At 64.2% G+C, this 26,277-nt stretch carries 27 protein-coding genes and 1 riboswitch; of the genes, 12 read left to right on the top strand and 15 right to left on the bottom strand.

The window, feature by feature from the left end:
• The first annotated feature begins 5 nt into the window (after positions 1–5).
• The 8 genes from ribH (at position 6) to ABIB24_RS19475 (ending at position 5,335) form a co-directional block, all read left to right on the top strand.
• The gene (gene ribH / locus ABIB24_RS19510; protein ID WP_003255395.1) at positions 6–482 is read left to right on the top strand and encodes a 6,7-dimethyl-8-ribityllumazine synthase; all 477 of its coding nucleotides are present in this window, start codon (positions 6–8) and stop codon (positions 480–482) included.
• Positions 479–979, top strand: a complete 501-nt coding sequence (nusB, locus tag ABIB24_RS19505; protein ID WP_003255393.1) for a transcription antitermination factor NusB — start codon at positions 479–481, stop codon at positions 977–979. Before ribH ends, nusB begins: the two co-directional genes overlap by 4 nt.
• Before the next feature lie 18 nt (positions 980–997).
• Entirely contained in the window at positions 998–1,966 is a 969-nt protein-coding gene (gene thiL, locus ABIB24_RS19500) for a thiamine-phosphate kinase (protein ID WP_354317034.1), read from the top strand.
• Positions 1,963–2,466, top strand: coding sequence for a phosphatidylglycerophosphatase A family protein (locus tag ABIB24_RS19495; RefSeq protein WP_004376077.1), 504 nt, complete (start codon positions 1,963–1,965; stop codon positions 2,464–2,466). The genes thiL and ABIB24_RS19495 overlap by 4 nt, the downstream gene beginning before the upstream one ends.
• 16 nt (positions 2,467–2,482) lie before the next feature.
• Entirely contained in the window at positions 2,483–3,226 is a 744-nt protein-coding gene (locus ABIB24_RS19490; RefSeq protein ID WP_354317032.1) for a substrate-binding periplasmic protein, read from the top strand.
• 263 nt (positions 3,227–3,489) lie between these two features.
• On the top strand, positions 3,490–4,107 hold the full coding sequence (gene ribA, locus ABIB24_RS19485) for a GTP cyclohydrolase II (protein WP_003260612.1): 618 nt from the start codon (positions 3,490–3,492) through the stop codon (positions 4,105–4,107).
• Positions 4,104–4,523: an MFS transporter gene (locus ABIB24_RS19480; RefSeq protein WP_075044459.1), complete on the top strand. Its 420-nt coding sequence runs from the start codon at positions 4,104–4,106 to the stop codon at positions 4,521–4,523. The genes ribA and ABIB24_RS19480 overlap by 4 nt, the downstream gene beginning before the upstream one ends.
• Positions 4,523–5,335: a cobalamin-binding protein gene (locus ABIB24_RS19475; RefSeq protein WP_137162880.1), complete on the top strand. Its 813-nt coding sequence runs from the start codon at positions 4,523–4,525 to the stop codon at positions 5,333–5,335. The genes ABIB24_RS19480 and ABIB24_RS19475 overlap by 1 nt, the downstream gene beginning before the upstream one ends.
• Before the next feature lie 132 nt (positions 5,336–5,467).
• Here the strand turns inward: ABIB24_RS19475 and dxs are convergent, their stop codons facing one another.
• From dxs to ribB, 4 genes are all read right to left on the bottom strand, one after another.
• Positions 5,468–7,363 (bottom strand): 1-deoxy-D-xylulose-5-phosphate synthase, encoded by a 1,896-nt coding sequence (gene dxs, locus ABIB24_RS19470; protein WP_354317030.1) that lies wholly within the window; start codon positions 7,361–7,363, stop codon positions 5,468–5,470.
• Positions 7,364–7,540: 177 nt separating this feature from the next.
• Positions 7,541–8,428 (bottom strand): (2E,6E)-farnesyl diphosphate synthase, encoded by an 888-nt coding sequence (ispA, locus tag ABIB24_RS19465; protein WP_039614624.1) that lies wholly within the window; start codon positions 8,426–8,428, stop codon positions 7,541–7,543.
• Positions 8,425–8,667: an exodeoxyribonuclease VII small subunit gene (locus ABIB24_RS19460; protein ID WP_003255380.1), complete on the bottom strand. Its 243-nt coding sequence runs from the start codon at positions 8,665–8,667 to the stop codon at positions 8,425–8,427. The genes ispA and ABIB24_RS19460 overlap by 4 nt, the downstream gene beginning before the upstream one ends.
• Positions 8,668–8,912: 245 nt before the next feature.
• Positions 8,913–9,563: a 3,4-dihydroxy-2-butanone-4-phosphate synthase gene (gene ribB / locus ABIB24_RS19455; protein ID WP_137162882.1), complete on the bottom strand. Its 651-nt coding sequence runs from the start codon at positions 9,561–9,563 to the stop codon at positions 8,913–8,915.
• 80 nt (positions 9,564–9,643) lie between these two features.
• Positions 9,644–9,785, bottom strand: a riboswitch (FMN riboswitch).
• A 91-nt stretch (positions 9,786–9,876) separates the two neighbouring features.
• On the opposite strand from ribB, the gene ABIB24_RS19450 reads away from it, so the two are divergent.
• Positions 9,877–11,082, top strand: coding sequence for an RtcB family protein (locus ABIB24_RS19450; protein WP_354317028.1), 1,206 nt, complete (start codon positions 9,877–9,879; stop codon positions 11,080–11,082).
• 180 nt (positions 11,083–11,262) lie between these two features.
• Here the strand turns inward: ABIB24_RS19450 and ABIB24_RS19445 are convergent, their stop codons facing one another.
• The 3 genes from ABIB24_RS19445 to ABIB24_RS19435 form a co-directional block, all read right to left on the bottom strand.
• Positions 11,263–12,153: an alpha/beta hydrolase gene (locus tag ABIB24_RS19445; RefSeq protein ID WP_274078665.1), complete on the bottom strand. Its 891-nt coding sequence runs from the start codon at positions 12,151–12,153 to the stop codon at positions 11,263–11,265.
• A gap of 82 nt (positions 12,154–12,235) precedes the next feature.
• Positions 12,236–13,582 (bottom strand): HAMP domain-containing sensor histidine kinase, encoded by a 1,347-nt coding sequence (locus ABIB24_RS19440; protein WP_137162885.1) that lies wholly within the window; start codon positions 13,580–13,582, stop codon positions 12,236–12,238.
• Positions 13,582–14,274, bottom strand: a complete 693-nt coding sequence (locus ABIB24_RS19435; protein WP_274078664.1) for a response regulator transcription factor — start codon at positions 14,272–14,274, stop codon at positions 13,582–13,584. Before ABIB24_RS19435 ends, ABIB24_RS19440 begins: the two co-directional genes overlap by 1 nt.
• A gap of 182 nt (positions 14,275–14,456) precedes the next feature.
• On the opposite strand from ABIB24_RS19435, the gene ABIB24_RS19430 reads away from it, so the two are divergent.
• The 3 genes from ABIB24_RS19430 to ABIB24_RS19420 all read left to right on the top strand — a co-directional run bounded on the left by ABIB24_RS19430 (position 14,457) and on the right by ABIB24_RS19420 (position 17,624).
• Positions 14,457–16,634, top strand: coding sequence for a TonB-dependent siderophore receptor (locus ABIB24_RS19430; protein ID WP_274078663.1), 2,178 nt, complete (start codon positions 14,457–14,459; stop codon positions 16,632–16,634).
• Between the two features lie 327 nt (positions 16,635–16,961).
• Positions 16,962–17,204 carry a hypothetical protein gene (locus tag ABIB24_RS19425; protein ID WP_025337535.1) on the top strand — a complete coding sequence of 81 codons (243 nt, stop codon included), beginning with the start codon at positions 16,962–16,964 and terminating at the stop codon, positions 17,202–17,204.
• A 156-nt stretch (positions 17,205–17,360) separates the two neighbouring features.
• Complete coding sequence (locus ABIB24_RS19420; protein WP_085617830.1) at positions 17,361–17,624, top strand: DUF3077 domain-containing protein; 264 nt, start codon at positions 17,361–17,363, stop codon at positions 17,622–17,624.
• Between the two features lie 10 nt (positions 17,625–17,634).
• Here ABIB24_RS19420 and ABIB24_RS19415 read toward each other — a convergent pair whose 3' ends face one another.
• From ABIB24_RS19415 to ABIB24_RS19380, 8 genes are all read right to left on the bottom strand, one after another.
• Entirely contained in the window at positions 17,635–18,312 is a 678-nt protein-coding gene (locus tag ABIB24_RS19415) for a c-type cytochrome (protein ID WP_354317027.1), read from the bottom strand.
• A 9-nt stretch (positions 18,313–18,321) separates the two neighbouring features.
• Positions 18,322–19,269 carry a copper resistance protein B gene (locus ABIB24_RS19410; protein WP_354317026.1) on the bottom strand — a complete coding sequence of 316 codons (948 nt, stop codon included), beginning with the start codon at positions 19,267–19,269 and terminating at the stop codon, positions 18,322–18,324.
• Positions 19,259–19,582, bottom strand: coding sequence for a hypothetical protein (locus ABIB24_RS19405; RefSeq protein WP_354317025.1), 324 nt, complete (start codon positions 19,580–19,582; stop codon positions 19,259–19,261). Before ABIB24_RS19405 ends, ABIB24_RS19410 begins: the two co-directional genes overlap by 11 nt.
• Positions 19,579–21,324 (bottom strand): copper resistance system multicopper oxidase, encoded by a 1,746-nt coding sequence (locus tag ABIB24_RS19400; RefSeq protein ID WP_274078661.1) that lies wholly within the window; start codon positions 21,322–21,324, stop codon positions 19,579–19,581. Before ABIB24_RS19400 ends, ABIB24_RS19405 begins: the two co-directional genes overlap by 4 nt.
• 568 nt (positions 21,325–21,892) lie before the next feature.
• On the bottom strand, positions 21,893–23,089 hold the full coding sequence (locus tag ABIB24_RS19395) for an ABC transporter permease (RefSeq protein ID WP_354317024.1): 1,197 nt from the start codon (positions 23,087–23,089) through the stop codon (positions 21,893–21,895).
• A complete protein-coding gene (locus ABIB24_RS19390) occupies positions 23,089–24,300 on the bottom strand; it encodes an ABC transporter permease (protein WP_274078660.1) in 1,212 nt (403 codons plus the stop codon). The genes ABIB24_RS19395 and ABIB24_RS19390 overlap by 1 nt, the downstream gene beginning before the upstream one ends.
• The gene (locus ABIB24_RS19385; RefSeq protein WP_274078659.1) at positions 24,300–24,986 is read right to left on the bottom strand and encodes an ABC transporter ATP-binding protein; all 687 of its coding nucleotides are present in this window, start codon (positions 24,984–24,986) and stop codon (positions 24,300–24,302) included. Before ABIB24_RS19385 ends, ABIB24_RS19390 begins: the two co-directional genes overlap by 1 nt.
• The gene (locus ABIB24_RS19380; protein ID WP_085617845.1) at positions 24,983–26,134 is read right to left on the bottom strand and encodes an efflux RND transporter periplasmic adaptor subunit; all 1,152 of its coding nucleotides are present in this window, start codon (positions 26,132–26,134) and stop codon (positions 24,983–24,985) included. The genes ABIB24_RS19385 and ABIB24_RS19380 overlap by 4 nt, the downstream gene beginning before the upstream one ends.
• Positions 26,135–26,277: the final 143 nt, after the last annotated feature.

Here is a 26,277-nt window from a genome sequence, read left to right as displayed (position 1 = left end):
TCGGAATGACCCTGAAGACCATCGAAGGTACCTTCATCGCCCCCAAAGGTCGCTATGCTTTGGTGGTTGGCCGCTTCAACAGCTTCGTCGTCGAAAGCCTGGTAAGCGGTGCCGTTGACGCCCTGGTACGCCACGGTGTCAGCGAAAGCGACATCACCATCATCCGTGCCCCGGGTGCATTCGAAATCCCGCTGGTGGCACAGAAGGTCGCCCAGCAAGGCGCCTACGACGCGATCATCGCCCTGGGCGCCGTGATCCGTGGTGGTACCCCGCACTTCGAATACGTGGCGGGCGAATGCACCAAGGGCCTGGCCCAGGTGTCCATGGAGTTCGGTGTTCCGGTGGCCTTCGGCGTACTGACCGTCGACTCCATCGAACAGGCCATCGAGCGTTCCGGCACCAAGGCCGGCAACAAAGGTGCTGAAGCTGCCCTGTCCGCTCTGGAAATGGTCAGCCTGCTGGCGCAGTTGGAGGCCAAGTGATTAGCGACGAAAGCGATCGTTTCAACCCGCGCGATCCAAAACCTGCGGATGCCGGCAAGCCATCGAAGAGCGCCAAGCGCCGCGAAGCCCGCAAGCTCGCGACCCAGGCACTGTACCAGTGGCACATGGCGCAGCATTCGCTGAACGAGATCGAAGCGCAGTTCCGGGTCGATAACGATTTCACCGATGTCGACGGTGCCTATTTCCGCGAGATCCTGCATGGGGTCCCGGCAATCAAGGGCGAAATCGACAAAGCGTTGGTGCCGTGCATGACCATCGCACTGGAAGAGCTCGACCCGGTCGAGCTGGCCGTGCTGCGCCTGTCCACCTGGGAACTGATCAAGCGCGTTGATGTACCGTACCGCGTAGTGATCAACGAAGGCGTGGAACTGGCCAAGGTCTTCGGCGCCACCGACGGCCACAAGTTCGTCAACGGCGTGCTGGACAAGCTCGCCCCGGCCCTGCGCGAAGCAGAAGTCAAGGCGAACAAGCGCTGATCCTGGCGCTTGCGGACCATGGGTGAGTTCGAGCTGATCAGCCATTACTTCGCCGCCGCGCCCTGTGCGCAAGGCGGTGAAGGCGTGGCCCTGGGCATCGGTGACGACTGCGCCCTGCTGAGCCTTCCCGCCGGCGAGCAACTGGCGGTGTCTACCGACACCCTGGTTGCCGGGGTGCATTTTCCGGCGGTGTGCGACCCCTGGTTGCTCGGCCAGCGCTCGCTGGCCGTGGCGGCCAGCGACCTGGCTGCCATGGGCGCCACCCCCATCGGTTTCACCCTTGCCCTGACCTTGCCCGAGGTCAGCGCCGACTGGCTGCAAGCCTATGCCAGCGGCCTCAACCGCATGGCCGGCCACTGCCAGCTGAGCCTGATCGGTGGCGATACCACCCGTGGCCCCCTGAGTATCACCATGACCGTGTTCGGCCGGGTTCCGGCGGGGCAGGCGTTGCGCCGTGACGGCGCTCGTCCGGGCGACCTGCTGTGCGTTGGTGGCGAGTTGGGCAACGCGGCGGGGGCCTTGCCGCTAGTACTGGGCCAGCGCCAGGTCGATGCCGCGCTGGCGCAACCGTTGCTCGACCATTACTGGTCGCCATCGCCACAGTTCGCCCTGGGCCAACTGCTGCGCGGGTGTGCCACCTCGGCGCTGGATATTTCCGACGGCTTGCTGGCCGACTGCGGGCATATCGCCAAGGCCTCCCGTGTGGCGCTCGAGGTGAACCTGGAGCAGGTACCGGTGTCAGCCGCTTTGCAGGGGTTCCTCGGTGCCGAGGCGGCCGTGCAGGCGGCGCTGACCGGTGGCGACGACTATGTGCTGGCGTTCACCTTGCCGCCAGCCGAGCTTTCATCCCTGCAGGCACAAGGCCTGGCGGCGTTCCATGTCATCGGGCGGGTGCTCGAAGGGCAGGGTGTCAGCCTGCGCGATCAGCAGGGCCAGGACATCACCCCGCGGCAACGCGGCTATCAACATTTTAGGGAGACACCGTGACCGATCACCCCAACCAGGTGCCTGCGGAGTTCGTTCCGCCTTCGGTCTGGCGCAACCCGTGGCACTTCATCGCCTTCGGTTTTGGTTCCGGCACCTTGCCCAAGGCGCCGGGCACCTGGGGCTCGCTGGTGGCCATACCGTTCATTCCGCTGTGGCAGATGCTGCCCGACTGGGGCTATTGGCTGTTGCTGGGCGTGAGCATGCTGTTCGGCTTCTGGCTCTGCGGCAAGGTCGCCAATGACCTGCGCGTGCACGACCATGAAGGTATTGTCTGGGACGAGATCGTCGGCATGTGGATAACCCTCTGGCTGGTGCCGGAAGGCTGGCAGTGGCTGCTGGCGGGGTTCCTGATGTTCCGCTTCTTCGACATCCTCAAGCCGTGGCCGATCCGCTGGGTCGACCGCCATGTGCATGGGGGTGTCGGGATCATGCTCGACGATATCCTGGCCGGCGTGTTTGCCTGGCTGGGGATGCAGGTTCTGGTGTGGGCGGTTGCCTGATACAGGGAGCGTGTGAATGGCCATGAGGACGGTGCTGCTGGCAATGCTGCTGAGCCTTGCCCCGTGGGCGGCGGCTGCCGAAAGTGTGCCGAAGCAGATCCACTTGGTCAGCGAAGAGTGGCTCGACTACACCAACGCCGACGGCACCGGGGTGGCCTGGGACGTGCTGCGCAAGGTGTTCGAGCCGGCCGGGGTCAAGGTGGTGACCCAGAGCGCGCCTTACAGCCGTGCGATCGGGCTCGTCAAGCGTGGCGAGGCTGACGCCTGGGTAGGCTCGTACAAGGACGAGAACGACGACAACCTGTACCCGCGCTGGCACTTCGACATGGACCACATCTACGCCCTGGGGCTGGTCAGCAAGCCTGTGCCTACCCAGCAGACCATAGGCCAGTACCGCCTGGCCTGGGTGCGTGGCTACGATTTCGGCAGCTACCTGCCCAATGTGCATGACTTTCGCGAAGTCCAGCGCCGCGAAGGCATTTTGCCGATGCTCGAGCATGACCGCGTGGACTACTACATCGATGCGCTGACCGAGGTCGACTACGTGCTCGGCCAGACCTCCCAACCCGAGCGCTTCCGCCGCACCCATGTGGCCGAGCTGCCGCTGTACCTGGCCTTTGCCCGCAACGCCCAGGCCAAGGCCCTGCGCGACCTGTTCGACAAGCGCATGGCCGAGCTGGTGCGCAGTGGCGAGCTGAAGCCGATCTTCGAGCACTGGCAGCAGCCGTATCCGTTCAGCCCGAATAGCAAACCGCATTGAGGCCAGAGCACCAAGGCCTGTGCGGTCCCTGTGGGAGCGGGTTTACCCGCGAACACCGGCGAAGCCGGTGCCAGGCACCGCGTTACCTTCTTCGCGGGTAAACCCGCTCCCACAGAAGCCCGCGTAGGGGGCAGGGTTGATCGATGGCCTAATAAGCATCGAACTTTTCGATCTTAAGCCACGGTATTCAGCCAGCCCACATCCCCCAACCTGCTGATACAATCGGCCCACGAGAAATTTTCAACTTATTCCAGGAGCACAACGTGCCCGTCGTCTTTGTTGCCGCCTCTAAACTCCCGACTCCCTTCGCGACCTTCACCATGCATGGCTTCCTCGACGAAGCCACTGGCCGTGAGCACGTGGTGCTCAGCCTGGGTGACATCGCGGACGGCCAGCCGGTGCTGGGGCGCCTGCACTCCGAGTGCCTGACCGGCGATGCCCTGTTCAGCCAGCGCTGCGACTGCGGCTCGCAGCTGGAAGCCGCGCTGCAGGCCATTGCCCGTGAAGGCCGTGGCGTGCTGCTGTACCTGCGTCAGGAAGGCCGTGGCATCGGCCTGCTGAACAAGATTCGCGCCTACGAGCTGCAGGATGGTGGCGCCGATACCGTCGAGGCCAACGAGCGCCTGGGCTTTGCCGCCGACCAGCGCGACTACGCCATGTGCCTGCCGATGCTGGAGCACCTGGGCGTGAAGTCGCTGCGCCTGATGACCAACAACCCGCGCAAGGTCAAAGCCCTGACCGACATGAACATCGTCGTTGCCGAGCGCGTACCGCTGCACACCGGGCACAACCCGCACAACCGCTACTACCTGGCAACCAAGGCCGGCAAGCTGGGCCACATGCTGGGTAACGAGCACCAGGGCGAGGTGCCTCAGGCGTGACCCGCGCCGAGGTCAAGCGGCGCCTGGCGCTGGCCTGGTGGCAGTACCTGGCGGTGGGCCTGGTGCCGCTGCCAGTGATGGCCTGGGCCTTCGGTGGTGGTGATGCGCTGGCCTCGGTGCTGGCCATGCCACTGTTCATTGCCGGTGCGGCGACCATGTTCCTCAGCCTGCCGCGCTTCGGTGCCTACAAGCGCGCCCTCATCGCCACGTCCAAGGTGCTCGGCACTGGTGAAGAGCCCGCCGCCTGGATCGAGCTGGCGCGGGTGCGGCGCCTGGCCATGCTGTATGCTTGCTTCCCGGCCTGGGTCGCCGCCTTGTCGGTGCTGGTCGGCCTCGAGGCGGTGCCGCAGATCCTGCTGGCGTTGTCCACCGCAGTGGTGCTGTACCTCTATCGCATTCCACGCCAGCTCGGCTGATGCGCCTGCTGCCCGGCCTGCTGGCGCTGTTCGTCTGTTCCGCACTGGCCGCCGAACCCCTGCGGGTGGTCAGCCTGGCCCCGTCGATGAGCGAGATCATGCTCGAACTGCAGGCCGATGACCTGCTGGTAGGTGTGCTCGACGGTGGCGAACGGCCGGCGGCGCTGCGCGCGCTGCCCTCGGTGGGGCGCCAGGGGCAGCTGGACCTCGAACGCCTGCTCAGCCTGCGCCCCGACCTGTTGCTGCTGTGGCCGGGCAGCGTGCCGCCGGCCCAACGCGACCAGCTCAAGCGCCTGGGTATCGCTACGTACAGCGCAGAACCCCATGACATCGACCAGCTGATCGAGCAGATTGAAGCCATCGCCGAACGAATCGGCCGTGCCGAACAGGGCCATCGGTACGCCCAGGCCCTGCGTGACCGGCTGCGGCAGCTGCGCCAGCAGTATCGACGGGACGAGCCCCTGCAGGTGTTCTACCAGGTCTGGGACCGACCGCTGTATACGCTCGGTGGCCGGCAGGTGGTCAGCGATGCCCTGGCCGTTTGCGGCGCGCGTAATGTCTTCGCCGATCTCACCCAGCCGGCGCCGCAGGTAAATGTGGAGTCTGTGCTGCTGCGCAACCCGCAGGTCATTCTGGCGGGTGATGAGGCGCAGCTGGAGAGTTGGAAGGCCTGGCCGCAACTGCGTGCGGTTGCCGATGATCGTTTACTGGTGGTGCCAGACAAAGGCCTGGAGCGGCCCAGTGGGCAGATGATCGAAGCTACGGCGCGCTTGTGTGCGCTGCTCGAGGCTAACGCGCCAACGCCCAAGTGAGCTTTTGCGAGGGCTGCGCCCTCGATCGCGACGCAAGGCCGCTCCCACAGGGATTGCGCAAGGCTTGGTGCTTGCACGACCTTTGTGGGAGCGGCCTTGTGTCGCGAAAGGGCCGCAAAGCGGCCCCAGGGATTACAACCCGAGCTTGGCCATACGAGCCTTCACCGAAGCCCCGATCCCGGCCGCATCAAGCCCACACTCAGCCAGCATCTGCGCAGGCTTGGCATGCTCGACATAGATGTCCGGCAACCCCAGGTGCAGCAGCGGTTTCACGATTGCCTGGCTGGCCAGGAACTCACCCACAGCAGCACCGGCACCGCCCATGATGGCGTTTTCTTCGATGGTCACCAGCAGCTCATGGCTTGCGGCCAGTTCCAGCACCAGTGCCTCGTCCAGCGGTTTGACGAAGCGCATGTCGACCACGGTAGCGTTGATCTGCTCAGCCACCTGCATGGCCTCGGCCAGTTGCACGCCGAACACCAGCAAGGCGACTTTCTCGCCCTGGCGACGGACCACGCCCTTGCCGATTTCCAGCGGTTTCAGGTCACCACTGATCGGCGCGTTCGGGCCGGTGCCACGCGGGTAGCGCACAGCCGCCGGGCCGTTGTACAGGTGGCCGGTGCTGAGCATCTTGCGCAGCTCGTTCTCGTCGCTTGGGGTCATCACCAGCATGCCCGGGATGCAGCGCAGGTACGACAGGTCGTAGCTGCCCGCATGGGTCGGGCCGTCTTCGCCGACCAGGCCGGCGCGGTCGATGGCGAACAGCACGTCGAGGTTCTGTACCGCCACGTCGTGGATCAGCTGGTCGTAGGCGCGCTGCAGGAAGGTAGAGTAGATCGCCACCACCGGCTTGCTGCCCTCGCAGGCCATGCCGGCCGCCAGGGTCACGGCATGCTGCTCGGCGATCGCCACGTCGAAGTAACGCTCCGGGTAGCGCTCGCTGAAGTCGACCAGGTCGGAGCCTTCCTTCATCGCCGGGGTAATGCCCACCAGGCGGTTGTCGGCGGCAGCCATGTCGCACAGCCACTGGCCGAACACCGCGGAGTATTTCGGGCCGCTGGCTTTCTTCGGTGCGGCGGGTTTGTCGGCCGGCTCCAGCTTGGTGATGGCGTGGTAGCCGATCGGGTCGATCTCTGCCGGGGCGAAGCCCTTGCCCTTCTTGGTCACCACGTGCAGGAACTGCGGGCCCTTGAGGTCACGCATGTTGCGCAGGGTGGCGATCATGGTCGGCAGGTCGTGGCCGTCGATCGGGCCGATGTAGTTCCAGCCCAGTTCTTCGAACAGCGTGCCCGGCACCAGCATGCCTTTGGCGTACTCCTCGGTGCGGCGGGCGATTTCCCAGGCGCCCGGCAGGCGCGACAGCACTTTCTTGCTGCCTTCGCGCATGCTCGCGTAGGTGCGGCTGGAGAGGATCTTGGCCAGGTAGTTGGACAGGCCGCCGACATTGCGCGAAATCGACATGTCGTTGTCGTTGAGGATCACCAGCATGTCGGCGTTGACTTCCTGGGCGTGGTTCAACGCCTCGAAGGCCATGCCGGCGGTCAGCGCGCCGTCGCCGATCACCGCGATCGACTTGCGGTCGCTGTTCTGCAGGCGGGCGGCAATGGCCATGCCCAGTGCGGCGCTGATCGAGGTGCTGGAGTGGCCGACGCCGAAGGTGTCGTACTCGCTCTCGCTGCGGCGCGGGAATGCGGCGATGCCGTCCTTCTGGCGCAGGCTGAGCATGCGGTTACGGCGCCCGGTGAGGATCTTGTGCGGGTAGGCCTGGTGGCCCACGTCCCACACCAGCCGGTCGTCGGGGGTGTCGAAGACGTAGTGCAGGGCGATGGTCAGCTCGATGACACCCAGGCCGGCACCAAAATGCCCACCGGTCTGACCCACGGTGTAGAGCAGTTCCTGGCGCAGTTCGTCGGCCAGGGTCTCCAGGTCGGCTTCGGCCAGCCGGCGCAGGCCGGCAGGCGTGTCAGCGCGGTCGAGCAACGGCGTGACCGGGCGTTCGCGGGGGATCTCTTGAAACGTCGTGGGCATCAGGCGAGTCGTTATAGGTGTGTGAAGACGCGGCAGTTTACCCCATTGTAGGAAATACTGCCCATTCAACCACGGGTTACGCGGCCCCTGTGGGAGCGGGTTCACCCGCGAATGCGGCGGTAAACTCAACATCGCATTCGCGGGTAAACCCGCTCCCACAGGGATTGGTGTCGTTGCTTAATTGCGGCGTTCGACGATGTAACGCGCCAACGCCCGCAGCGGTTCGGCCTTTTCGCCGAACCCTTGCAGTGCGACCAGCGCCTGGTCGCGCAGTTCGATCGCGTAGGCCTTCGCCGCTTCCAGGCCCAGCAGTGCCGGGTAGGTCGGTTTGTCACGGGCGATATCGGCCCCCTGGCGTTTGCCCAGGGTGGCGGTGTCGCTTTCCACGTCGAGGATGTCGTCCTGCACCTGGAACGCCAGGCCGATGGCCTGTGCATAGGTCTGCAGGGCATCCAGTTGCGCCTGTTCGGCGCGGGCGCTGGCCAGGGCGCCGAGGCGCACGCTGGCTTCGATCAGCGCACCGGTCTTGTGCCGGTGCATGAACTCCAGGGCCTGCTGGTCCAGCTTCAGGCCAACCGAGCCCAGGTCGATGGCCTGGCCACCGACCATGCCTGCCGGGCCGGCAGCCTTGGCCAGGGCCTGGACCATGGCCAGGCGAATGCTGTCGGCCTGCGGGCTCAGGCGCGGGTCGAGCAGGGCGCTGAAGGCCAGGCTCTGCAGACCATCGCCGGCGAGGATCGCGCAGGCTTCATCGAAGGCTTTGTGGGTGGTCGGCTGGCCGCGGCGCAGGTCGTCGTCATCCATGGCCGGCAGGTCGTCATGCACCAGCGAGTACGCGTGGATCAGTTCCACCGCACAGGCTGCGCCGTTGGCCTGTTCGGCAGGGGCGCCCAAGGCTTCGCAGGCCGCATAGGCCAACAGCGGACGAACGCGTTTGCCACCGTTCATCACGCTGTAGCGCATGGCGGCGTAAAGGCGTTCGAGTTCCTTGGTCGGGGCGACGAACAACGGTTCGAGGGCGGCGTCGACCCGCGCCTGGCAGCTGGCCTGGTAGGTGCCGATCATGCTTCCGGCTCCGCGTCGAAGGGCTGTGCTGCCAGTTCGCCATCGCGTTCCAGCAGGATCTGCACCTTCTGTTCGGCCTGGGCCAGGGCGCCCTGGCAATCGCGGGTCAGGGCGATGCCTTGCTCGAAGGCGGCCAGCGACTCTTCCAGCGACAACTCGCCGTTCTCCAGGCGCTCGACCAGTGCTTGCAGGTCTGCGAGGGATTGCTCGAAATCGAGGGAGGCTTTTTTGCGGGCCATGGCGACTGTCTCGGTGGCATTCAGAACGGCGCGACACTAGCAGAGCGGGGCGGGGGGAGCAAACTTCCGGCCACCCGATCGCTTAACGCGGTCAATTGTAGGAGCGGCCTTGTGTCGCGAAAGGGCCGCAAAGCGGCCCCAGGGTTTCAGCGCAGACGCACAAATTGCTGGGGCTGCTTTGCAGCCCTTTCGCGACACAAGGCCGCTCCTACAGACACTGTGTCAGTTTTGAACCCGGTGCGGGATCAGGCTGGCTCTGCTTCCAGCTCCAGCATGGCCTCACGGTACCGCGCCAGTTCCTCGATGGTCAGCACCGGCAGATTGTATTGCCGCGCATACACCGCCACCTGCTCGCCACGGGCCATCGTGCCATCGGGGTTCATCAGTTCGCACAGCACTGCCGCCGGGCGCAACCCGGCCAGGCGTGCCAGGTCCACCGAGCCTTCGGTGTGGCCACGGCGGGTCAGCACCCCGCCATTGCGGGCGCGCAGCGGGAACACATGCCCCGGGCTGACGATATGGCGCTGCTCCGCAGTGGAACGCAGTGCCGCGCCAATGGTGGTGATGCGGTCCTGGGCGGACACCCCGGTGGTAATGCCTTCCGCCGCCTCGATGGTGACGGTGAAGCCGGTGCCATGGCGGGCCTGGTTGTTCTGCACCATCGGTGCCAGTTGCAGTTCGTCGACGGTGGCCTCGTCCAGGCACAGGCAGACGATGCCGCTGCAATCGCGAATCATCATGGCCATGGTCTGCAGCGAGATGTTCTCGGCGGCGGCGATGATGTCCGCTTCGTCCTCGCGGTCGTCGTCGTCGAGCAGCAGTACAGGGCGCCCGGCCTGGAAGGCGGCGATGGCAGCGCTGACATTGGGGAATTGCGGGTGGTGCCTGGTGGACATGAAACGCTCCTCGTGAATGATCGATGAACGTCTCGGGGCGAACAAAATGCGCGCGCAGGGGCGCCCGGATGGCCCCTGCCTGACGCCTTCTTTCATCCGGACTATGACCGTCGGCTCTGGAGTCTCACCAGATCTGCTGACCCCCGGCATGGCCGGGGCGCTCGCGGGCTCATCTTTCGATTTACCGCCGGTGGGGACTTTCACCCCGCCCTGAAGACCCGCCAAGCATACAGCACATTGCCACCTCGCTGGCAACCCACGGCTCTACGACCTTTGGCGGTATCATTCGGCTATGCATTCGAGGAACAACCCCATGGACATTCTCCAGGTCGCCGGCGGCAAGCCGGTCAAGTTGTGGACCGACGGCGTGCCGGTGGAAGACGACGCCCGCAAGCAACTGCTCAACACGGCCAGGATGCCGTTCATCTTCAAGCACCTGGCAGTGATGCCGTACGTGCACCTGGGCAAGGGCTCGACCATTGGCAGTGTGATACCCACGGTTGGCGCGATCATCCCCGCCGCGGTGGGTGTGGATATCGGCTGCGGCATGATCGCCGCGCGCACGTCGCTGCACGCCCGCGACCTGCCGGACAACCTGCATGGCCTGCGCAATGCCATCGAGCACGCCGTGCCGCATGGAAAGACCTTCGGCAAACGTGACCAGGGCGCCTGGGCCGATGTGCCAGCCAAGGCGGACAAGGCCTGGGGGCAGTTGGCCGGGCGCTTCAAGGCCATCACCGACAAGTACCCGCGGCTGGAGAAGACCAATAACCGCCATCACCTGGGGACGCTGGGCGGCGGCAACCACTTCATCGAGGTGTGCCTGGACGAGGCCGACCGCGTCTGGTTCATGCTGCACAGCGGCTCCCGGGGTGTGGGCAATGCCATCGGCAACCTGTTCATCGAACTGGCCCAGGCCGACATGCGCCAGCACCTGGCCAACCTGCCGGACAAGGACCTGGCGTATTTCGAGGAAGGCAGCCGCCATTTCGCCGACTACGTCGAAGCGGTGGAGTGGGCGCAGGATTACGCCAGGCAGAACCGCGAACTGATGATGCTGGCGGTGGTCGGTGCGGCTCGCAAGGCGCTGGGCAAACCGTTTGAGGCCAGCCTGGAAGCGGTGAACTGCCACCATAACTATGTGCAGCGCGAGCAGCATTTTGGCCGAGAGGTGCTGGTGACGCGCAAGGGGGCGGTGTCGGCGCAGAAAGGGCAGTTGGGCATCATTCCCGGCTCGATGGGGGCCAAGAGCTTCATCGTGCGAGGGCTGGGCAACGAGGAATCTTTCTGTTCCTGCAGCCATGGTGCTGGCCGGATGATGAGCCGGACCAAGGCCAAGAGCCGCTTCACCGTGGAAGACCAGCGGCGGGCCACGGCGCATGTGGAATGCCGCAAGGACAAGGAGGTGATCGACGAGATCCCCATGGCCTACAAGGACATCGATGCGGTGATGCGCGCGCAGCAGGAATTGGTGGAGGTGGTGCACACCTTGCGGCAGGTGGTGTGTGTGAAGGGCTGACGGGGTGCTGCCTGTGCCGGCCTCTTCGCGGGTAAACCCGCTCCCACAGGGATCGAGTGAACCTATGGGGCACAGGTTGCCATGAAAAGATGAAGCCTGTGATGGCGCAGGTTGCAACTGAAGGTGAAGCCTGTGGGGGCTCTGTGGGAGCGGGTTTACCCGCGAAGAGGCCAGTGCAGGTTATCGAGACATCCCTTCAATCACCCGCTTCAGCGAGGCCGGTAACATCGGCCCATGCCCCAGCCCGTCAATCCGCTCGAACCGTGCCTGCAACCCCGGCACCTTGGCCAGGTCTGCCACCAGCTCCCGCGCCGCCCGTTCTCCATCCCCTTGCACCGGCATGCGCGGGTTAGCCGGCTCCTCACTCCCGCGCATCAGCAACAATCGAGGCCGGCTGCTACCCAAGCGCTGGTCAAGCCCCTGCGCCTCACGCACGATCGCACCGTCATGCCACCACAGCGAAGGGCTGGCCGCCACATAGTCGCTGAAAGCCCCAGGCCGGGTGAACAGCGCATGCAGCACGGCCAACCCACCGTAGGAATGCCCCCACAACGTCTGCCGCTGCAGGTCGATCGGTGCCACACCCGCCACCAGCGGCCGCATGCGCTCGCTCAGCAGATCGAGGAACTCGTCCACGCCACCGCTCGGTTGCCCGGTCAACGGGTCCAGTTGCTCAGCCTGCCCAGGCAACGCCGGGGTGTAGTCATAGGTACGCCCGACCCGCTCGATCCGCTGATCGGTCTGGTACCCCACGGCCACCAGCAATGGCGCCTGGCCGGCGGCAAGCTTGCCCAGCAGCAGGCTGTCCAGCGCCCCCAGCGCGGCGTTGCCATCGAGCATCCACAGCACCGGGTAACCCGCCGCTGGCGCCGGGCGGTCTGGTTTGCCGACCCACAAGCGGTAATGACGCTGGCCATCGGCCGAGTCCAGGTCGAGCTGGCTGAAGCGGTAGGCCAGGTCCTGGCGCTGCAGCAGCGAGGTATCCATCCTCTGTTGATGCTCGGGCTGTGCCAGGGCGGCTGGGGTCGCAAGGGCCAGTGCCAAAACCAGTGTCAGGGTCATCTTGCTCATCAGGTGTCTCATCAGGGCTTTGCAAGGAGCGCAAGGCAGAAACGCCAAGATGATAATCAGTCCTGATTGAGCGTAAAGCGCATTAACTTTCTAAACAGTCCCGGGTCATCGGCAAAGTCATGTGCAGGCACAGGCCTGGGTGACCGTTGCTGGCCCACAAGCGACCGCCTTGCAGTTCGATGGCGCGGCGGGCGATGGCCAGGCCCAGGCCGAAGCCCGCGCCGCTGTCGGCCAGCCGCTGGTAGGGCTTGAAGATGCGTTCGAGCTCGGCGTGCGGCACCCCGGGCCCCTGGTCACTCAGGCGCAGGTGCCAGCAGTCGCCCTCCAACCAGCCATCCAGGCTGACCCGGCCCTCGGCCGGCGAGTGGCGGATGGCATTGCGCATCAGGTTTTCCAGGGCTTGGGCCAGGCTGTCCAGGTGGGCTTGCACCACGCAGTCGGGGCCGAGCGAGCAGGGCAGGCGGGCGCGGTCCCAGCCGCTTTCGAAGCAGATGTCCTGGCACAAGGCTTCCCACACCGAAACCATCAACACCGGTTCGGTCGGCAAGCTGGGCTGTTCGGTGTCCATCCAGGCCAGGTCCAGCGTGTCCTCCAGAAGCTTCTGCATGTCGGCGACCTCGCGGTCCAGGCGCTTGCGCAACTGGGCCGGCGGCAAGCCGCTGTCATGGGCGATGCGCAGCCGCGCCAGCGGCGTGCGCAGTTCGTGAGACAGCGTGCGCAGCAACAGGCGCTGCTGCTCCAGGCTCTGGCGCAGGCGCCCGGCCATGTGCTCGAAGGCCTGCGCCAGTTCGCCAAGCTCATCGCGCCGCTCCTGCAGGGGCAGGGCCGGGCTGTCGAGGTCGTCGGCACGCAGGGCGTCGGCGCGGTCGCGCAGGCGGTTCAGTGGCACCACAAGGTGGCGGTACAGCGCCAGAACCAGCAGCAGGGCGAGTAGCGTGGGGGCAACGCCATGGGTGATTACATGGGTCCATGGGGTCAGGCCGGTAGGCAACAGGTGTTCGGGCAGTTGCATTACCAGGCGACCGTGCTCGGGGTGTTGCGGGAACTCGATGCTGACGTAGGGCAGTTCATCCTGCAGGCGCCGGCTCATCGGCCAGTCGAGCTTGCGCATGAAGGTCAGGTGGCTGGCTTCCTCAGCGCTCAGTGGGGTGGTGCCAAGGCTCTGCAGGTGCGGCCCGACCAGCGCCACCCAAGTGCCCTCGGCCTGTTCCAGTTGCCTGCGCCAGGCCTCGGCACCCTCCGCGCCGCCTTGCTCCCAGGCCTGTTCGGCTTGCTGTGCAAAGCGCGCCAGGTAGTCCTGGTCGGCTTGGGACAGGAAGTAGGTACTGCGCTCCACCGACAGGCCCCAGGTCCAGATCAGCCAGGTCAGCAACAGGCAGAAGCCAACCTGCAGTACGGCCAGTTTCCATAGCAAGGGATGACGGCGCATCAGGCTTGTTCCGTGTCGACCAGGATGTACCCTTGGCCGCGTACGGCCTGGATCTGCAGGTGCTGGGCATCGATGTCGGCCAGCTTGCGGCGCAGGTTGCACACATGCACATCCAGGCCGCGATCCAGGCGGGTGTAGGCCCGGTGCAGCACGGTCTGGTAGAGAAATGGTTTGCTCAAGGCTTCGGAAGGGTGGGCCCGCAGGGTGGCCAGCAAGCGGAATTCGGACGCGGTGAGGCCGGCAGCCTTGCCGTTGTGGATAACGTCCTGGCGGTCCTGGTCGAGCATCACCTCGCCGACGTCGGCACGCAGCGCCGTACCACGATCGAACGCCACACGCCGCAGCAATGCATCGACCCGGGCGTCCAGCTCGGCCAGGCTGAAGGGCTTGGGCAGGTAATCGTCCGCGCCCCGGGTAAAGCCACTGATGCGATCCTGCTCGGCCCCCAACGCCGACATCAGCATGACCGGCACCGCCTGCTGCTGGCGCAACTCGTCGAGCAGGCTGAGGCCGTCGATGCCTGGCAGCATGATATCCAGCAGCACCAGCTCGAACTGTGATTGCTGTATGGCATTCAGGGCCTGGGCGCCGGTGGCGCATGCGTGCACCCGGAAACCCCGGTTGAGGAAATGGCGTTCCAAGTCCTGACGCAGGCTTGCGTCGTCTTCGGCTAGGAGGAGTGAGGTGGGCACGGCGAGCCTTGAATGAGAATTCGTATCAGTTACGAATCATCCCATTGCCGGCAGGGCGAGGGCAACGCCTGGATGTGTTAAGAAGGTTAATCCTGCTGCACCCCCGATTTCCCTTCGGTATCGTTCGCAAAAAGCAACTTGTTTCGTTTGCGAATTACTACCATTTGGGGAAAGGGTGTGTCATGAGCAGTTTCAAAAGTTTGGGGGACTCGCGACGGGTTCGGGGCTGGCTGGTGCTGGGGCTGTTGGCGCCGTTTTCGTTGTCGGCACTGGCCGAGACGGTAGCGACTCAGGCGTCTGCCGAGGACAGCGCGCTTGACCTGCCGGCATTGACCATCGAAGGCAACCGCCTGTATGACATGCTGCCGTCGGAAGAAACTGGCGGCTACAGCGTGGATGCCGCCACCGTGGGCACCAAGACCCCCGCAGCGCTCAAGGACATCCCGCAATCGATCACCGTCTACACCCAGGACTACGTCAAGGACCGCCAGTTCGTGCACCTCGATGACCTGGCCAAGTACACCGCCGGCCTGCGAACCCTGACCAACGACAGTGGCCGTTCGTCGATCTACGCCCGTGGCTACGAGTACAGCGAGTTCAATATCGACGGCCTGCCGGCGCCCATGGCCAGCATCTTCGGTACAGTACCGTCACTGGCGGCATTCGACCGTGTCGAGATCATGCGTGGCCCGGCCGGGCTGTTCAGCAGCACCAGCGAACTGGGCGGCATCGTCAACATGGTGCGCAAGCGCCCGACCGCCGAGTTCCAGGGGCACGTTGAAGGCAGCTATGGCACCTGGGACACCAACCACGAAGAAATCGACCTGAGCGGGCCGCTGGATGATGCCGGCCGCGTGCGTGGGCGCTTCATCGCCTCGCGTGACGACACCAATGGCGAGGTCGACTACAACGCCAACACCAGCAACAGCTACTACGGTGCGCTGGACGTCGACCTGGACGACGCCACCACCCTGTCGTTCGGCCTGATTCATGAAGTGAAGAACATCACCCCGCACAATGGCTATCCGGCAACGCTGTCCGGCGAAGTACCCGACTTCAGCCATTCGAAGTTCCTGGGGGCCGACTGGAATTACTTCGACGGCAAGACCACCGACCTGGTCGCCGAGCTGACCCACCGCTTCGACAACGGCGGCTATGGCCGTGTCGCAGCCCGTGGCTCGCATCGCGACACCAATTACCTGTACGCCTTCACCGCGACCAACGCCACCACTGGCGCGAATTCCGAGCGCGCCAGCGCCCGCGATTTCACCCAGGACACCTACTCGCTGGACGCCAGCTACAGCCAGCCGTTCGAAACCTTCGGCCAGGTCAGCGAATTCGTGGTCGGCAGCGACTACAAGAACTACGACACCGAGTACCTCAACGGCACAACCAACCTGGGCGCCATCAACGTCAACACATACTCGCCCAAGCAGTTCGCCAAGCCATCGCCCAACTACAGCACCGAGACCGGTATGCAGGAAGAGGAATACGGCCTGTACTCCAAGGTCACCTTCCGCCCGGTCGAGCGTCTGGCGCTGATCGCCGGGGGCCGCTTCAGCTGGTATCGCGGTGATTTCTACACCACTACCCTCAGCAGCGGCGCCACCACCAACGACAGCAAGCGCGTGGATGGCCACTTCACCCCGTATGGCGGCCTGGTCTACGACCTGACCGAGAACCATGCGCTGTACGCCAGCTATTCGCAGGTTTTCAAGCCGCAGTCCGACACCGACAGCAATGGCCGGGTGCTCAAGCCGCGTGAGGGCGAGCAGTACGAGTTCGGTCTCAAGAGCAGCTACTTCGGCGGCGACCTGAATACTCGCTTTTCGGTGTTCCGCCTGACGGACAAGAACCGCGCGACCACCGTGTATGACGCCGACGGTGTCGCTACCACTGACTCTGTGGCATCCGGCAAGACCCGTGTGAAAGGCGCTGAAGTGGAAGTGAGCGGCAAGCTGACGCCGAACTGGGAAGTGCTGGCCGGCTACACCTGGATGGAAACCGAAACCCTCAAGGGCGATGCCGAAACCACCTTCTTCATCATGCCGCGCAACCAGGCATCGCTGTGGAGCAAGTACACCATCAGCCAAGGGCCGCTGAACGGCCTGGCCATTGGTGGCGGTATTTCGGCGATGAGCAACTTCTATTCCGAGAACGGCGGTGTGCGCATCGACGCGCCAGGCTATGCGACGGTGGATGCAATGCTGTCTTATCCGGTTACCTCGAAGCTGACGGCCACCGTCAACATCAACAACCTGTTCGACCGGGACTACCTGTCGCGGGTGGGGTCGACCTCAACGTTCAACTTCTACGGGCCGTCGCGGAGCATGATGGTTGGGGCGCGGTATGACTTCTGATAATCAGATTTTTCCCGTTGCGCGTAGGCCATTTCTGAAATAGCTTCCTAGCGCCCTTGAGCCATTGCGGTGGTGTTCCTGGCGGACTAGTGTGGCCCAGTCGTTGCCAAATCAGCGACCGGGCCTGCAAGCCCGCTCAGAGAACGATTACCGATCACCAATAGCCAATGGCATGCCATTGCGCGCGCTTTATGGTGGCTGCGTACGGGAGGTTTTCGAACCTGCCGGTTTCGTTCTCTGCCGGTCTTGCAGACCTGTACGTGGCCGCCCCCCATCACACTGCAAGTAATGAGTGGCGGTTCTAGCCAATCAATTGAGAACCTCACCATGCTTAAGATTGTCCCCGATCCACCCCACGATATTCATTCCCTTGAAGACACCCTGATCCAGGCCACGGACTATGCGCTGTGCGCTGCGACCGTTGTGCATCAGGCCATGCTGCTGCAGCCCAAGTCGCCGGCGTCGGTTTTGATGATGACGTCGATGCATGAACTGGAGACGCTGCGGGCTTTGCTGGAGTCGGCATTGATTCAGGTGCAGATGCCCACTGGGCCCAGGACTTTGCACTGAGGCTTGAGTGATGTGTTGTCTGGGCGGGCCCTTTCGCGGGTAAACCCGCTCCCACAGGATCACCACAGTCTTCAAGACTTGCACAGTACCTGTGGGAGCGGGTTCACCCGCGAAAGGGCCCGTCCAGGCAGTCGAGAATTTTCAGGGGATTCAACAATGACCACAGAAGACACCCAATTCACCGTCGGCAAAACCACCTTCTACCAAGGCGAACACGGCACCCACCCACTGTTCCGCATCGAGCCCGGCATCCCCTGCCGCGATGCCCGCGAACAATCTTCGGAGTTGATGGGCTATGTCCGCGAACTGACCATCACCGGCCTGATGGATGAGAAGCCGATGATGATCTGGGCTGCGCACTACCTGAGTGCGATGGCCAAGGCGCTGATGGATGATGCTGAGTTGGGTATGAAGCAGTGAGTGCTTGCCTTCAGTTCTTGTGGATGTGCGCCTTGCCATCGCGATGAGTATGCGCCTTTGAATGCCCCTCATCACGCTGGCCTGCGCCCGAGGCCTGCTCACCATGGTGGCCAGGCACGTTGCCGCGGTGCTGGCCTTCATGGTTGTGCATTTCACTCTCGCCGCCACCATGCTGGTGGCCGCCACTAGCCGCTACCATCGTTTTGTACTGCTGGGCGTTCAACTGGGGTAGCTGGTCCAGGAAGGCGACGATGCCCCAGATGTATTCATCGCCCATGCTCTTGCCCCAGGCCGGCATGCCGGAGGCCTTGATGCCGTGCTTGATGGCCCAGAACGCCGCAGCGGGGTCGCCACCAATCCCTCTTTGGGTCAGGTTGGGGGGCGATGGATACAGAGCCTGGCTGAGCTCGGTCTTCTCGACGCCAGGGGCAAGGTGACAACCGATGCACATGGCATTGTAGTTACCGGCGCCGGTACCAATCAGCGTTTCATCTTTCAGGTCCGGCACCTCGATGTCCCTGGCCCGTACTGCGATCGAGCGGTCCCGTGCCATGGCCAGAAAGGCATGCACGGCGGGGAAATGGGGATCATCGGCCCCGACGTTAACCAGGCCGGAGTACGCAGCACCCAGCACGGCCACGCTGGCCACCGCGCCTGCTGCAACAAGCGTTGTTATTGTTCTTTTCATGTCTGGTTCTCAAAACCACATGCGGATACCGGCCACGAAACGCGCTTCATCCACATCACCACCCTCGTCGCGGATAAAATCGGCGGTTTTGCCGTAGGAGCGGTTCCAGGTGATGCCGATGTAAGGGGCGAACTGGCGGACTATTTCATAGCGCAGGCGCAGCCCGACTTCGGTATTTGCCAGGCCGGACCCCACACCGCGCCCAGGGTCGTTCTTGCCATAGAAATTGGCTTCAGCGGTCGGCTGCAGGATCAGGCGGTTGGTCAGCAGAATGTCGTAGTCGCCTTCCAGGCGCGCGGCAGTCTGGCCGTTCTCGCCAATGAACGCGGTGGCTTCGGCTTCGAAGTCGTAAAGCGCCATGCCCTGGATACCGAATGCCGCCCAGGTCTGGGGGGATTCAGGCTTGAAGTCCTGGCGCACCCCGGCAACCACATCCCACCATGGGCTGATCGAGCGGCCGTACAGCAGCTGCAATTCGGCATCCTCGGTGACACCGTTGGTACGTTCACCTTCGGAGCGGATCCACAGCCGGTTGATATCGCCGCCTACCCAGCCAGAAGCATCCCAGGCCAGCGTGCTGCCTTCATCGGCGTTCTGGTACTCGAGTTGATCCAGCAGGAAAAAGCTGTTGACCGCACTGTCGTGCATCTGATGCCCGCCCAACGGGGGGAAGGCTGCCTGGCGGTCGGCATCGGTCAGCACCGGGATCGGGGTACGGCTGGTCGTCGGCGTATTCGCCGAGCCGTGGTTCATTTTCGAATGGTCCATCGCTTCATGGTTCATGGCTCCATGATCCATGGACCCATGATCCATGCCCGGCATGCTGCCATGATCCATCTTGCCGTGGTCCATCATCGAATGGTCCATTTCTTCAGCGGCGAAGCTGGGCGCAGCGCCCAGCACGCCGAGCGAAACGGTCAATGCCAGCAGCGATGGTCGTGCCAGGCTATTGAGCATCTTTCCCTGCCTTGGCTTTGTCGCTGCCATGGGATTCCATCATCTTGCCGTGGTCCATGCCTTGCATCGAGCCATGGTCCATACCCTTCATCGAACCGTGGTCCATGCCCTTCATGGCGCCATGATCCATGCCCTTCATCGAACCATGGTCCGTGCCTTGAGCACCCTTGGCTTTTGCGCCATCGGCAGGCTGCTGGTTGTTGTCGCCGGACCACGACGGCGGGGCATATACGGCAAACAGGCCGGCCATCACGGCAGAAAGGAAAAACGCGCTTCGTTTCATTGGTTTGCTCATCTCGGATCTCCAGTTCATTCGTCCACACGGACTTCGCGGAACATGCCCATTTCCATGTGGAACAGCAGGTGACAGTGATAGGCCCAACGCCCCAGGGCATCTGCCGTGACGCGATAGCTTCGTTTTGAGCCAGGCGGCATGTCGATCGTGTGCTTGCGCACCATGAAGTTGCCGTTTTCATCCTCCAGGTCGCTCCACATGCCATGCAGGTGGATGGGGTGGGTCATCATGGTGTCGTTGACCAGGGTGATGCGCAGGCGCTCGCCATACTTGAGGCGCAGTGGCTCGGCATCGGAAAACTTGATGCCGTCGAAGGACCAGGCGAACTTTTCCATGTGGCCGGTGAGGTGCAGCTCGATTGTGCGACCAGGCGCGCGGCCGTCCGGGTCCGGGAAGGTGCTGCGCAGGTCCGCGTAGGTCAGTACACGGCGGCCGTTGTCACGCAGGCCGATGCCCGGATCGCCCAGTTTTGGTGTCGGGGTCATGGTCTGCATGTCGACCAGGGGGTTGTTGGTCTCGGAGTCTGGGTGGCTCTGCATGGGCGCGCTGGTACCAGCCATGTCGCCATGGTCCATGCCGGCCATGTTGCCGTGGTCCATGCCTGCCATGCTGCCGTGATCCATGCCTGCCATGTCGCCGTGATCCATGCCCATATCGCTCATGGAAATGATTGGCCGTGGATCGACAGCTGGAACAGGGGCTTGCAAGCCTTCGCGAACAGCCAGGGTGCCCCTGGAATACCCGGTACGGTCCATGGATTGAGCGAAGATGGTGTAAGCCTGCTCGCTTTCGGGCTCGACGATGACATCGTAGGTTTCGGCAACGGCGATGCGGAACTCGTCGACCGCAACGGGTTTGACATGCTGCCCATCCGCCGCGACAACCGTCATCTTCAGGCCGGGAATTCGCACATCGAAATACGTCATGGCCGAGCCGTTGATGAAGCGCAGGCGGATTTTCTCGCCCGGCTTGAACACGCCCGTCCAGTTACCGTCCGGGGCCTGGCCGTTCATCAGGTACGTGTAGGTGTAGCCGCTCACGTCAGCGAGATCGGTGGGGCTCATTTTCATCTCGGCCCACATCTTGCGGTCGGCTACCGCGGCGGACCAGCCCATTTCGCTCACATCGTTGACGAAATCGCCCACCGTGCGCTTGTGGTAGTTGTAGTAGTCGGACTGCTTCTTGAGCTTGGACAGCACCCGTGCAGGGTCTTCATCCGTCCAGTCGCTGAGCATGACCACGTAGTCCCGGTCATAGGTGAACGGCTCAGGCTCCTTCGCATCGATGACCAAGGCGCCATAAACCCCGACCTGCTCCTGGAAACCGGAGTGGCTGTGGTACCAGTAGGTGCCGTTTTGCTGGACCTTGAACTTGTACTCATACATGCCGTCGGGGGCGATGCCATGGAAGCTCAGGCCCGGCACGCCGTCCATGTTCGCCGGCAGGATGATGCCGTGCCAGTGGATGGAGGTGTCCTGCTGCAAGCGGTTGCGCACACGCAGCGTGACGGTATCGCCTTCGCGCCAGCGTAGGATGGGCCCGGGAATGGAGCCATTGATTGCCATCGCTGTACGTGCAGTGCCGGTAATGTTGACCGGCAGCTCACCGATGTAGAGGTCGAATTCGGTGCCGCTCAGCACATTCGGTTGGCCGGGGCTGGTCACGGCCCAGACCGGCGTGCGCCACATGCCCAGCCCGCCAAGCAGTCCGGTAGCGGCCAGGCCTTTGACGAAGGAGCGTCTGGTGGTTTTGCTTTGCATGCCGTTGCGTCCAGTCAGTCGAAAAGTTGCTGGTGTTCAGGCGGTTGAACGCCCCAGCCGTGGGTCGAGAAGCCCCACAATCTTCCTTCACGCTAGCGGACCTGCGCTGTCAGCTGGCTGAGCTTCAGATTACTTTTCTGTCAGCTTGTGGTGGGTCAAATTCAGTAAGCGCGCCGCGCACTCTGTGGGAGCGGGTTCACCCGCGAAGAATGCGACGCGGTGTATGGCACCGGCTTTGCCGGTGTTCGCGGGTAAACCCGCTCCCACAAGGCCCTGCGAAATCTTTGGGCTATGTATTCTGTGGGAGATTACCCAGCCCTTTTGGGCTGCGCTGTCGCGCAGAGAACAAATATCGCTCGTTTGACGCGTCCTTTGTAGGAGCAGCCTTGTGCTGCGAAGAGGCCGGTGCAAGCAATAGAAAGGCTTTGTCAGTACCGGCCTCTTCGCAGCACAAGGCTGCTCCTACAGGACTTCACTGAACCGATGAGTCATGTGTTGTTCTATGGGAGCGGGCGTGCCCGCGAAGGGCTGCAAAGCAGCCCCATCAAGGGGCCCTTTGGCCTGGCCGCTACTCGATGCGCAGCGCTGCCACCGGATGCAAGCGGGCCGCCCGCACGGCCGGAGCCAGGCCGGCGAGAATGCTGAGCATCGCCGCCAGCAGCAGCGCCAGCAGCAGAAACAGCGGTTGCAGCGCCAAGGGCAGGCTCGGCATGGCCAGGTGCAGTAGCCCCAGCAGCATGCCCATCAACAGCAGGCCAAGCAGGCCACCGGCCAGGGACAGCAGTGTCGCTTCAGCGAGAAACAACCCAAGTACCTGCCGCGGACTGGCGCCAATCGCCCGCAACAGGCCGATTTCTGCCGTGCGCTCGCCCACAGTGGTCGTCATGATGGTGAGAATGCCGACGGCGCCGACCAGCAGCGAAATGCCCCCCAAGGCACCAATGGCCAGGCTCAGGGTGCCGAGAACGCGGTTGAAGCTGCGCAGCATGTCGTCCTGGGTGGTCAGGCTGAAATCCTCCGCACCGTGTCGTTCGCCGAGCACCTCGCGAATCTGCCGGCTCAATGCCCGTGACGTGGTACCTGCGCCGAACACCACATGGGCTTTGACCACTCCGGTGCGGTTGAACAGGCTTTCCGCCCAGTCCACCGGGATGTAGGCAATATCGTCGAGATTGAAACCGAGCAACTGGCCTTTCTCCGCCATCACGCCGATCACCCGGAAACGCACGCCGCCGACGCGGATCAGCTCACCCAGCGGGTTGCGCGCCCCGAACAGTTCGGTACGCAGCTGATGGCCGAGCACCACATAGGGCGGCGAACGGCCGTCACGGGCCGGGGGCAGGAACTCGCCCAGGCTCAGTTGCATGCGCCAGGCCTGCGCCATCTGATGGCCGCCACCGAGAATGTCGCTGCGCCGGCTCAGTTGACCGAACTGGATATTCCCGCTGCCCTGAATGATCGGCACCGCTGCCTCGACATGCGGCAAGCGCCGCAGGGCGTCGGTGTCACTGATGGTCAGTGGCCGCACGCTGCCAAGCAGGCCGCCGAGGCCGCTGGTCTGGGTCTTGCCCGGGCGCACGGTGATGATCCGCGTACCAAACTGCGAGAAGTTCTCCAGCACATAGCCGCGCACGCCTTCGCCTATGGCCGTGAGCAGCGCCACGGCGGCTATGCCGATCGCTACCCCGAGCAGGGTCAGCAGGCTGCGCAGCGGGCGGCAGGTCAGCGCCGAGCTGGTCAGCCGGAAACCATCTTGCCAGCGCATCAGTGCGCTCCCGGCGGGCGTAGCGCCGCCACCGGCTCCAGCGCCGAGGCCCGAGCGGCCGGCAGCCAGGCGAACAGCAGCGCCGTGCCGAGTGCCAGCAGCACGGCGCCAGCCCGCGCCCACCAGGGGGCATAGAGCGGCAGATCGAACGCCAGGCGCCCCAGCCAGAGCAAGGTTTCGGCCAGCAGCAGCCCTGCCAGTGCCCCTGTCAGGGCCAGCAGCGCCGCCTCGCCGAGGAACAGCAGGCGCAGCTGCGCCGCCGTCACGCCTATGGCTTTGAGCAGGCCGATCTCGGCGCTGCGCTGGCTTACTGCAATCCAGGTCACGTTCATGATCAGGATGCCTGCCACCAGCAGGCTGATCGCGGCAATGCCGGCCACCGCCAGGGTCAGCACCGCGAGTATCTGGTCGAAGGCGCTGAGCAGGCTGTCCTGGCTGACCAGGGTGACGTCCTCCTCACCCTCGTGGCGCTCCTTGAGCGTGGCGAGTATCAGCTGCTTGCTACGGTCGAGAAAGCTCGGACCATGCACCTCGACAAACACCCGCGACAACCCCTCGCTATTGAACAAGGCCTGGGCGCTGGCCACCGGGATGATCAACATCTCGGCGAAATCCATCCCCAGCGATTCGCCCCGCTCGCCGAGAATGCCGACCACCCGGAAGCGCCGGTCGCCAGCGCGCAACCATTCACCCAGAGCCGGGCGAGCCCCGAACAGCTCGCGCCGGAGTTTGCCGCCGATCACGCAGACGGCCTCGGCCTGCTCAGGGTCCAGCGTCGGCAGGGGCTGGCCTTGTACGACCGCCAGTTGGCGAATGGCGAAGAAGTCCCGGGTGGTGCCCAGCGTCAGCACCTCACGATTGCGGTTGCCGACTATCACCTCCATCTGCCCGGCCTGCTGCGGCGCGACCCGGTGGATGCCCGGCAACCGGGTGATGGCCTGGACATCCTGCAAGGTCAACTCGTGTGGTGTCAGGCCGGTGAGCGGCGGCATTCGCCCCGTGGTTTCCTTGCGCCCCGGGAAAACGATGAGGATGTCGCGCCCGAGCAGCGAGAACTCGTTCAGGACGAAGGCCCGCGCCCCCGCGCCAAGACCGGTGAGCAGGTTGACCGCGACCACTCCGATAGCGATGGCCAGCAGTAGCATCAGGCTGCGTGAGCGATGCCCACGCAAGGCACCTAGCCAGAAACCCAGGGCATCGGCAGCGCGCATCAGGCCAGCGCCCACTGCGGCGCAATACTGTGGATCCGCCCGTCACGCATGTGCAGCTGGCGCTGTGCGCGGGCGCCCAGGCTGGCATCGTGGGTCACCACTATCAGGGTCAGCCCCTCGCCGTTGAGCTCCTCCAGCAGGCTGAAGACCTCTGCGCCAGCCTGGCTATCGAGATTGCCGGTGGGTTCGTCGGCCAACAGCAGCGCCGGTTGCATGACCATCGCCCGGGCGATCGCCACGCGCTGGCGCTGGCCACCGGACAGCTCGGCCGGGCGGTGGGCAATGCGCTCGCCCAGCCCCAGGCGTGCCACCAATTGGCTGCTGCGCTTGCGCCGTTGCGCCGCACCAATGCCGGCGAGGACCATCGGCAGCTCGATGTTTTCCAGCACCGTAAGCCGTGCGATCAGGTGGTAGGACTGGAACACGAAACCTATCAGTCGGCTGCGCAACTGGGCGCGGCGCGCCTCGCTCAGCGCCGCCGTGGCCTCGCCCAGCAGCCAGTATTCGCCGGCGCTCGGCGCGTCGAGCAGGCCGAGGATGTTCAGCAAGGTCGACTTGCCCGAGCCCGACGGGCCCATCACCGCCATGTAGTCACCGGCCGCGATGTCCAGGTCCAGGCCATCCAGCCCCATCACCTGCTGCTCGCCCAACTGGAAGCTGCGGCTGCCGCCGCGCAGGCGGATCATTTCTCGGTCTCCGCGGCATCCACCGGGATCACCGCCACGGTATCCTTGAGCCCTTCCTGCTCGTGGCTGGCGACTATGCGTGCGTCCTCGTCCAGCCCTGCAAGCACCTCGGTCCAGCGCCAGTTGCTCAGCCCGGTTTGCACCTGCACCTCGCGCAACACCCGGGCGCTCGGGTCATATCGCAGCACACGCTGCCCCTCCAGCAGGGTCTCGGTGGGGATGCGCAAGGCACCCGCGTGCTGCTCCAGGAGGATCTCGACATCGGCGCTATAGCCGGTGAGCAGGGCCAGGTCTGCCGGCGGCTGGTCGAAGCGCACCTCGACATCGACGGTGCGCGCCTGCTTCTCCAGTTCGCGCACATAGGGCGCGATGCGGCTGACGCGGCCGGTGAAGTGCTGACCACGGAAGGCATCCAGGCTGATCCGTACGGCGGTTCCCGGGTGAACCCGGGCAGCGTCCACCTCATCGATCGGTGCCTCTACAAACAGGCAGCTGTCGTCGATCAGGTCGACTGCCGGCGGCGTGGGAATACCTGGCGGCGAAGGGGTGACGAACTCGCCGAGTTCGCCGTTGATTTCTGCGACGATGCCGGCGAATGGTGCACGCAGGGTTGTCTGTTCCAGCAGTGAACGCTGCAGCTGCAGGCTGGCGTCGGCCTCGCGGATCAGCACGGCACTGGCACTGCACATCAGCTTCGCCAGGTTGGCCTTGGTCGCCGCCTGATCGAGGCGGTCGGCGGCAATCAACTTGCGGTCGGCCAACTGGCCCAGGCGATCAAGGTCGCGCCGGTCCAGCAGAGCTTGCTGGCAGCGCTGTTCGCGGGTGTTGCGCTGGGCCTCCAGCCGCGCCTCGGCTTCCTGCAGCCTGGCCTGTTGCTCGTCCTGCCGCAGGCGCATGAGCACCTGACCCGGCTGGACCCGCTGGCCCTCGCTGACCAGCAACTCGGCAACCTGGCCGCCGACATTGAAGGACAAGTGCGAGCGTCGACAGGACTTCAGCGTACCCGCGCGCGTGTTGGCCACCACCGTCTCCACCGGCCCCCGCTCAACTTCCAGCAGCCTGACCGGCACCGGCTGCGGTCGACTCAACCAGCCGCCCAGCACCACGAGACAAGCCAGGATCGACGAGCCAATCAATAGTTTGCGCATGGACTACACCTCCTCCCATATGGCTTGAGCCTAGATCAGGAGGGTGAAAGCTCCACGCGAAACGTCATTTATCCGACGATTTTCGGATGAGTGTTAGTGTGGTGTCAGATAAATGGCGAATGAGATTTTTTTCGCTCACGCAG

Source organism: Pseudomonas sp. UYEF17 (assembly GCF_040546125.1).
GTDB lineage: Bacteria > Pseudomonadota > Gammaproteobacteria > Pseudomonadales > Pseudomonadaceae > Aquipseudomonas > Aquipseudomonas putida_Z.
The sequence above is the reverse complement of the archived record's forward strand: the minus strand, read 5'-3'. Positions and strand labels throughout refer to the sequence as shown.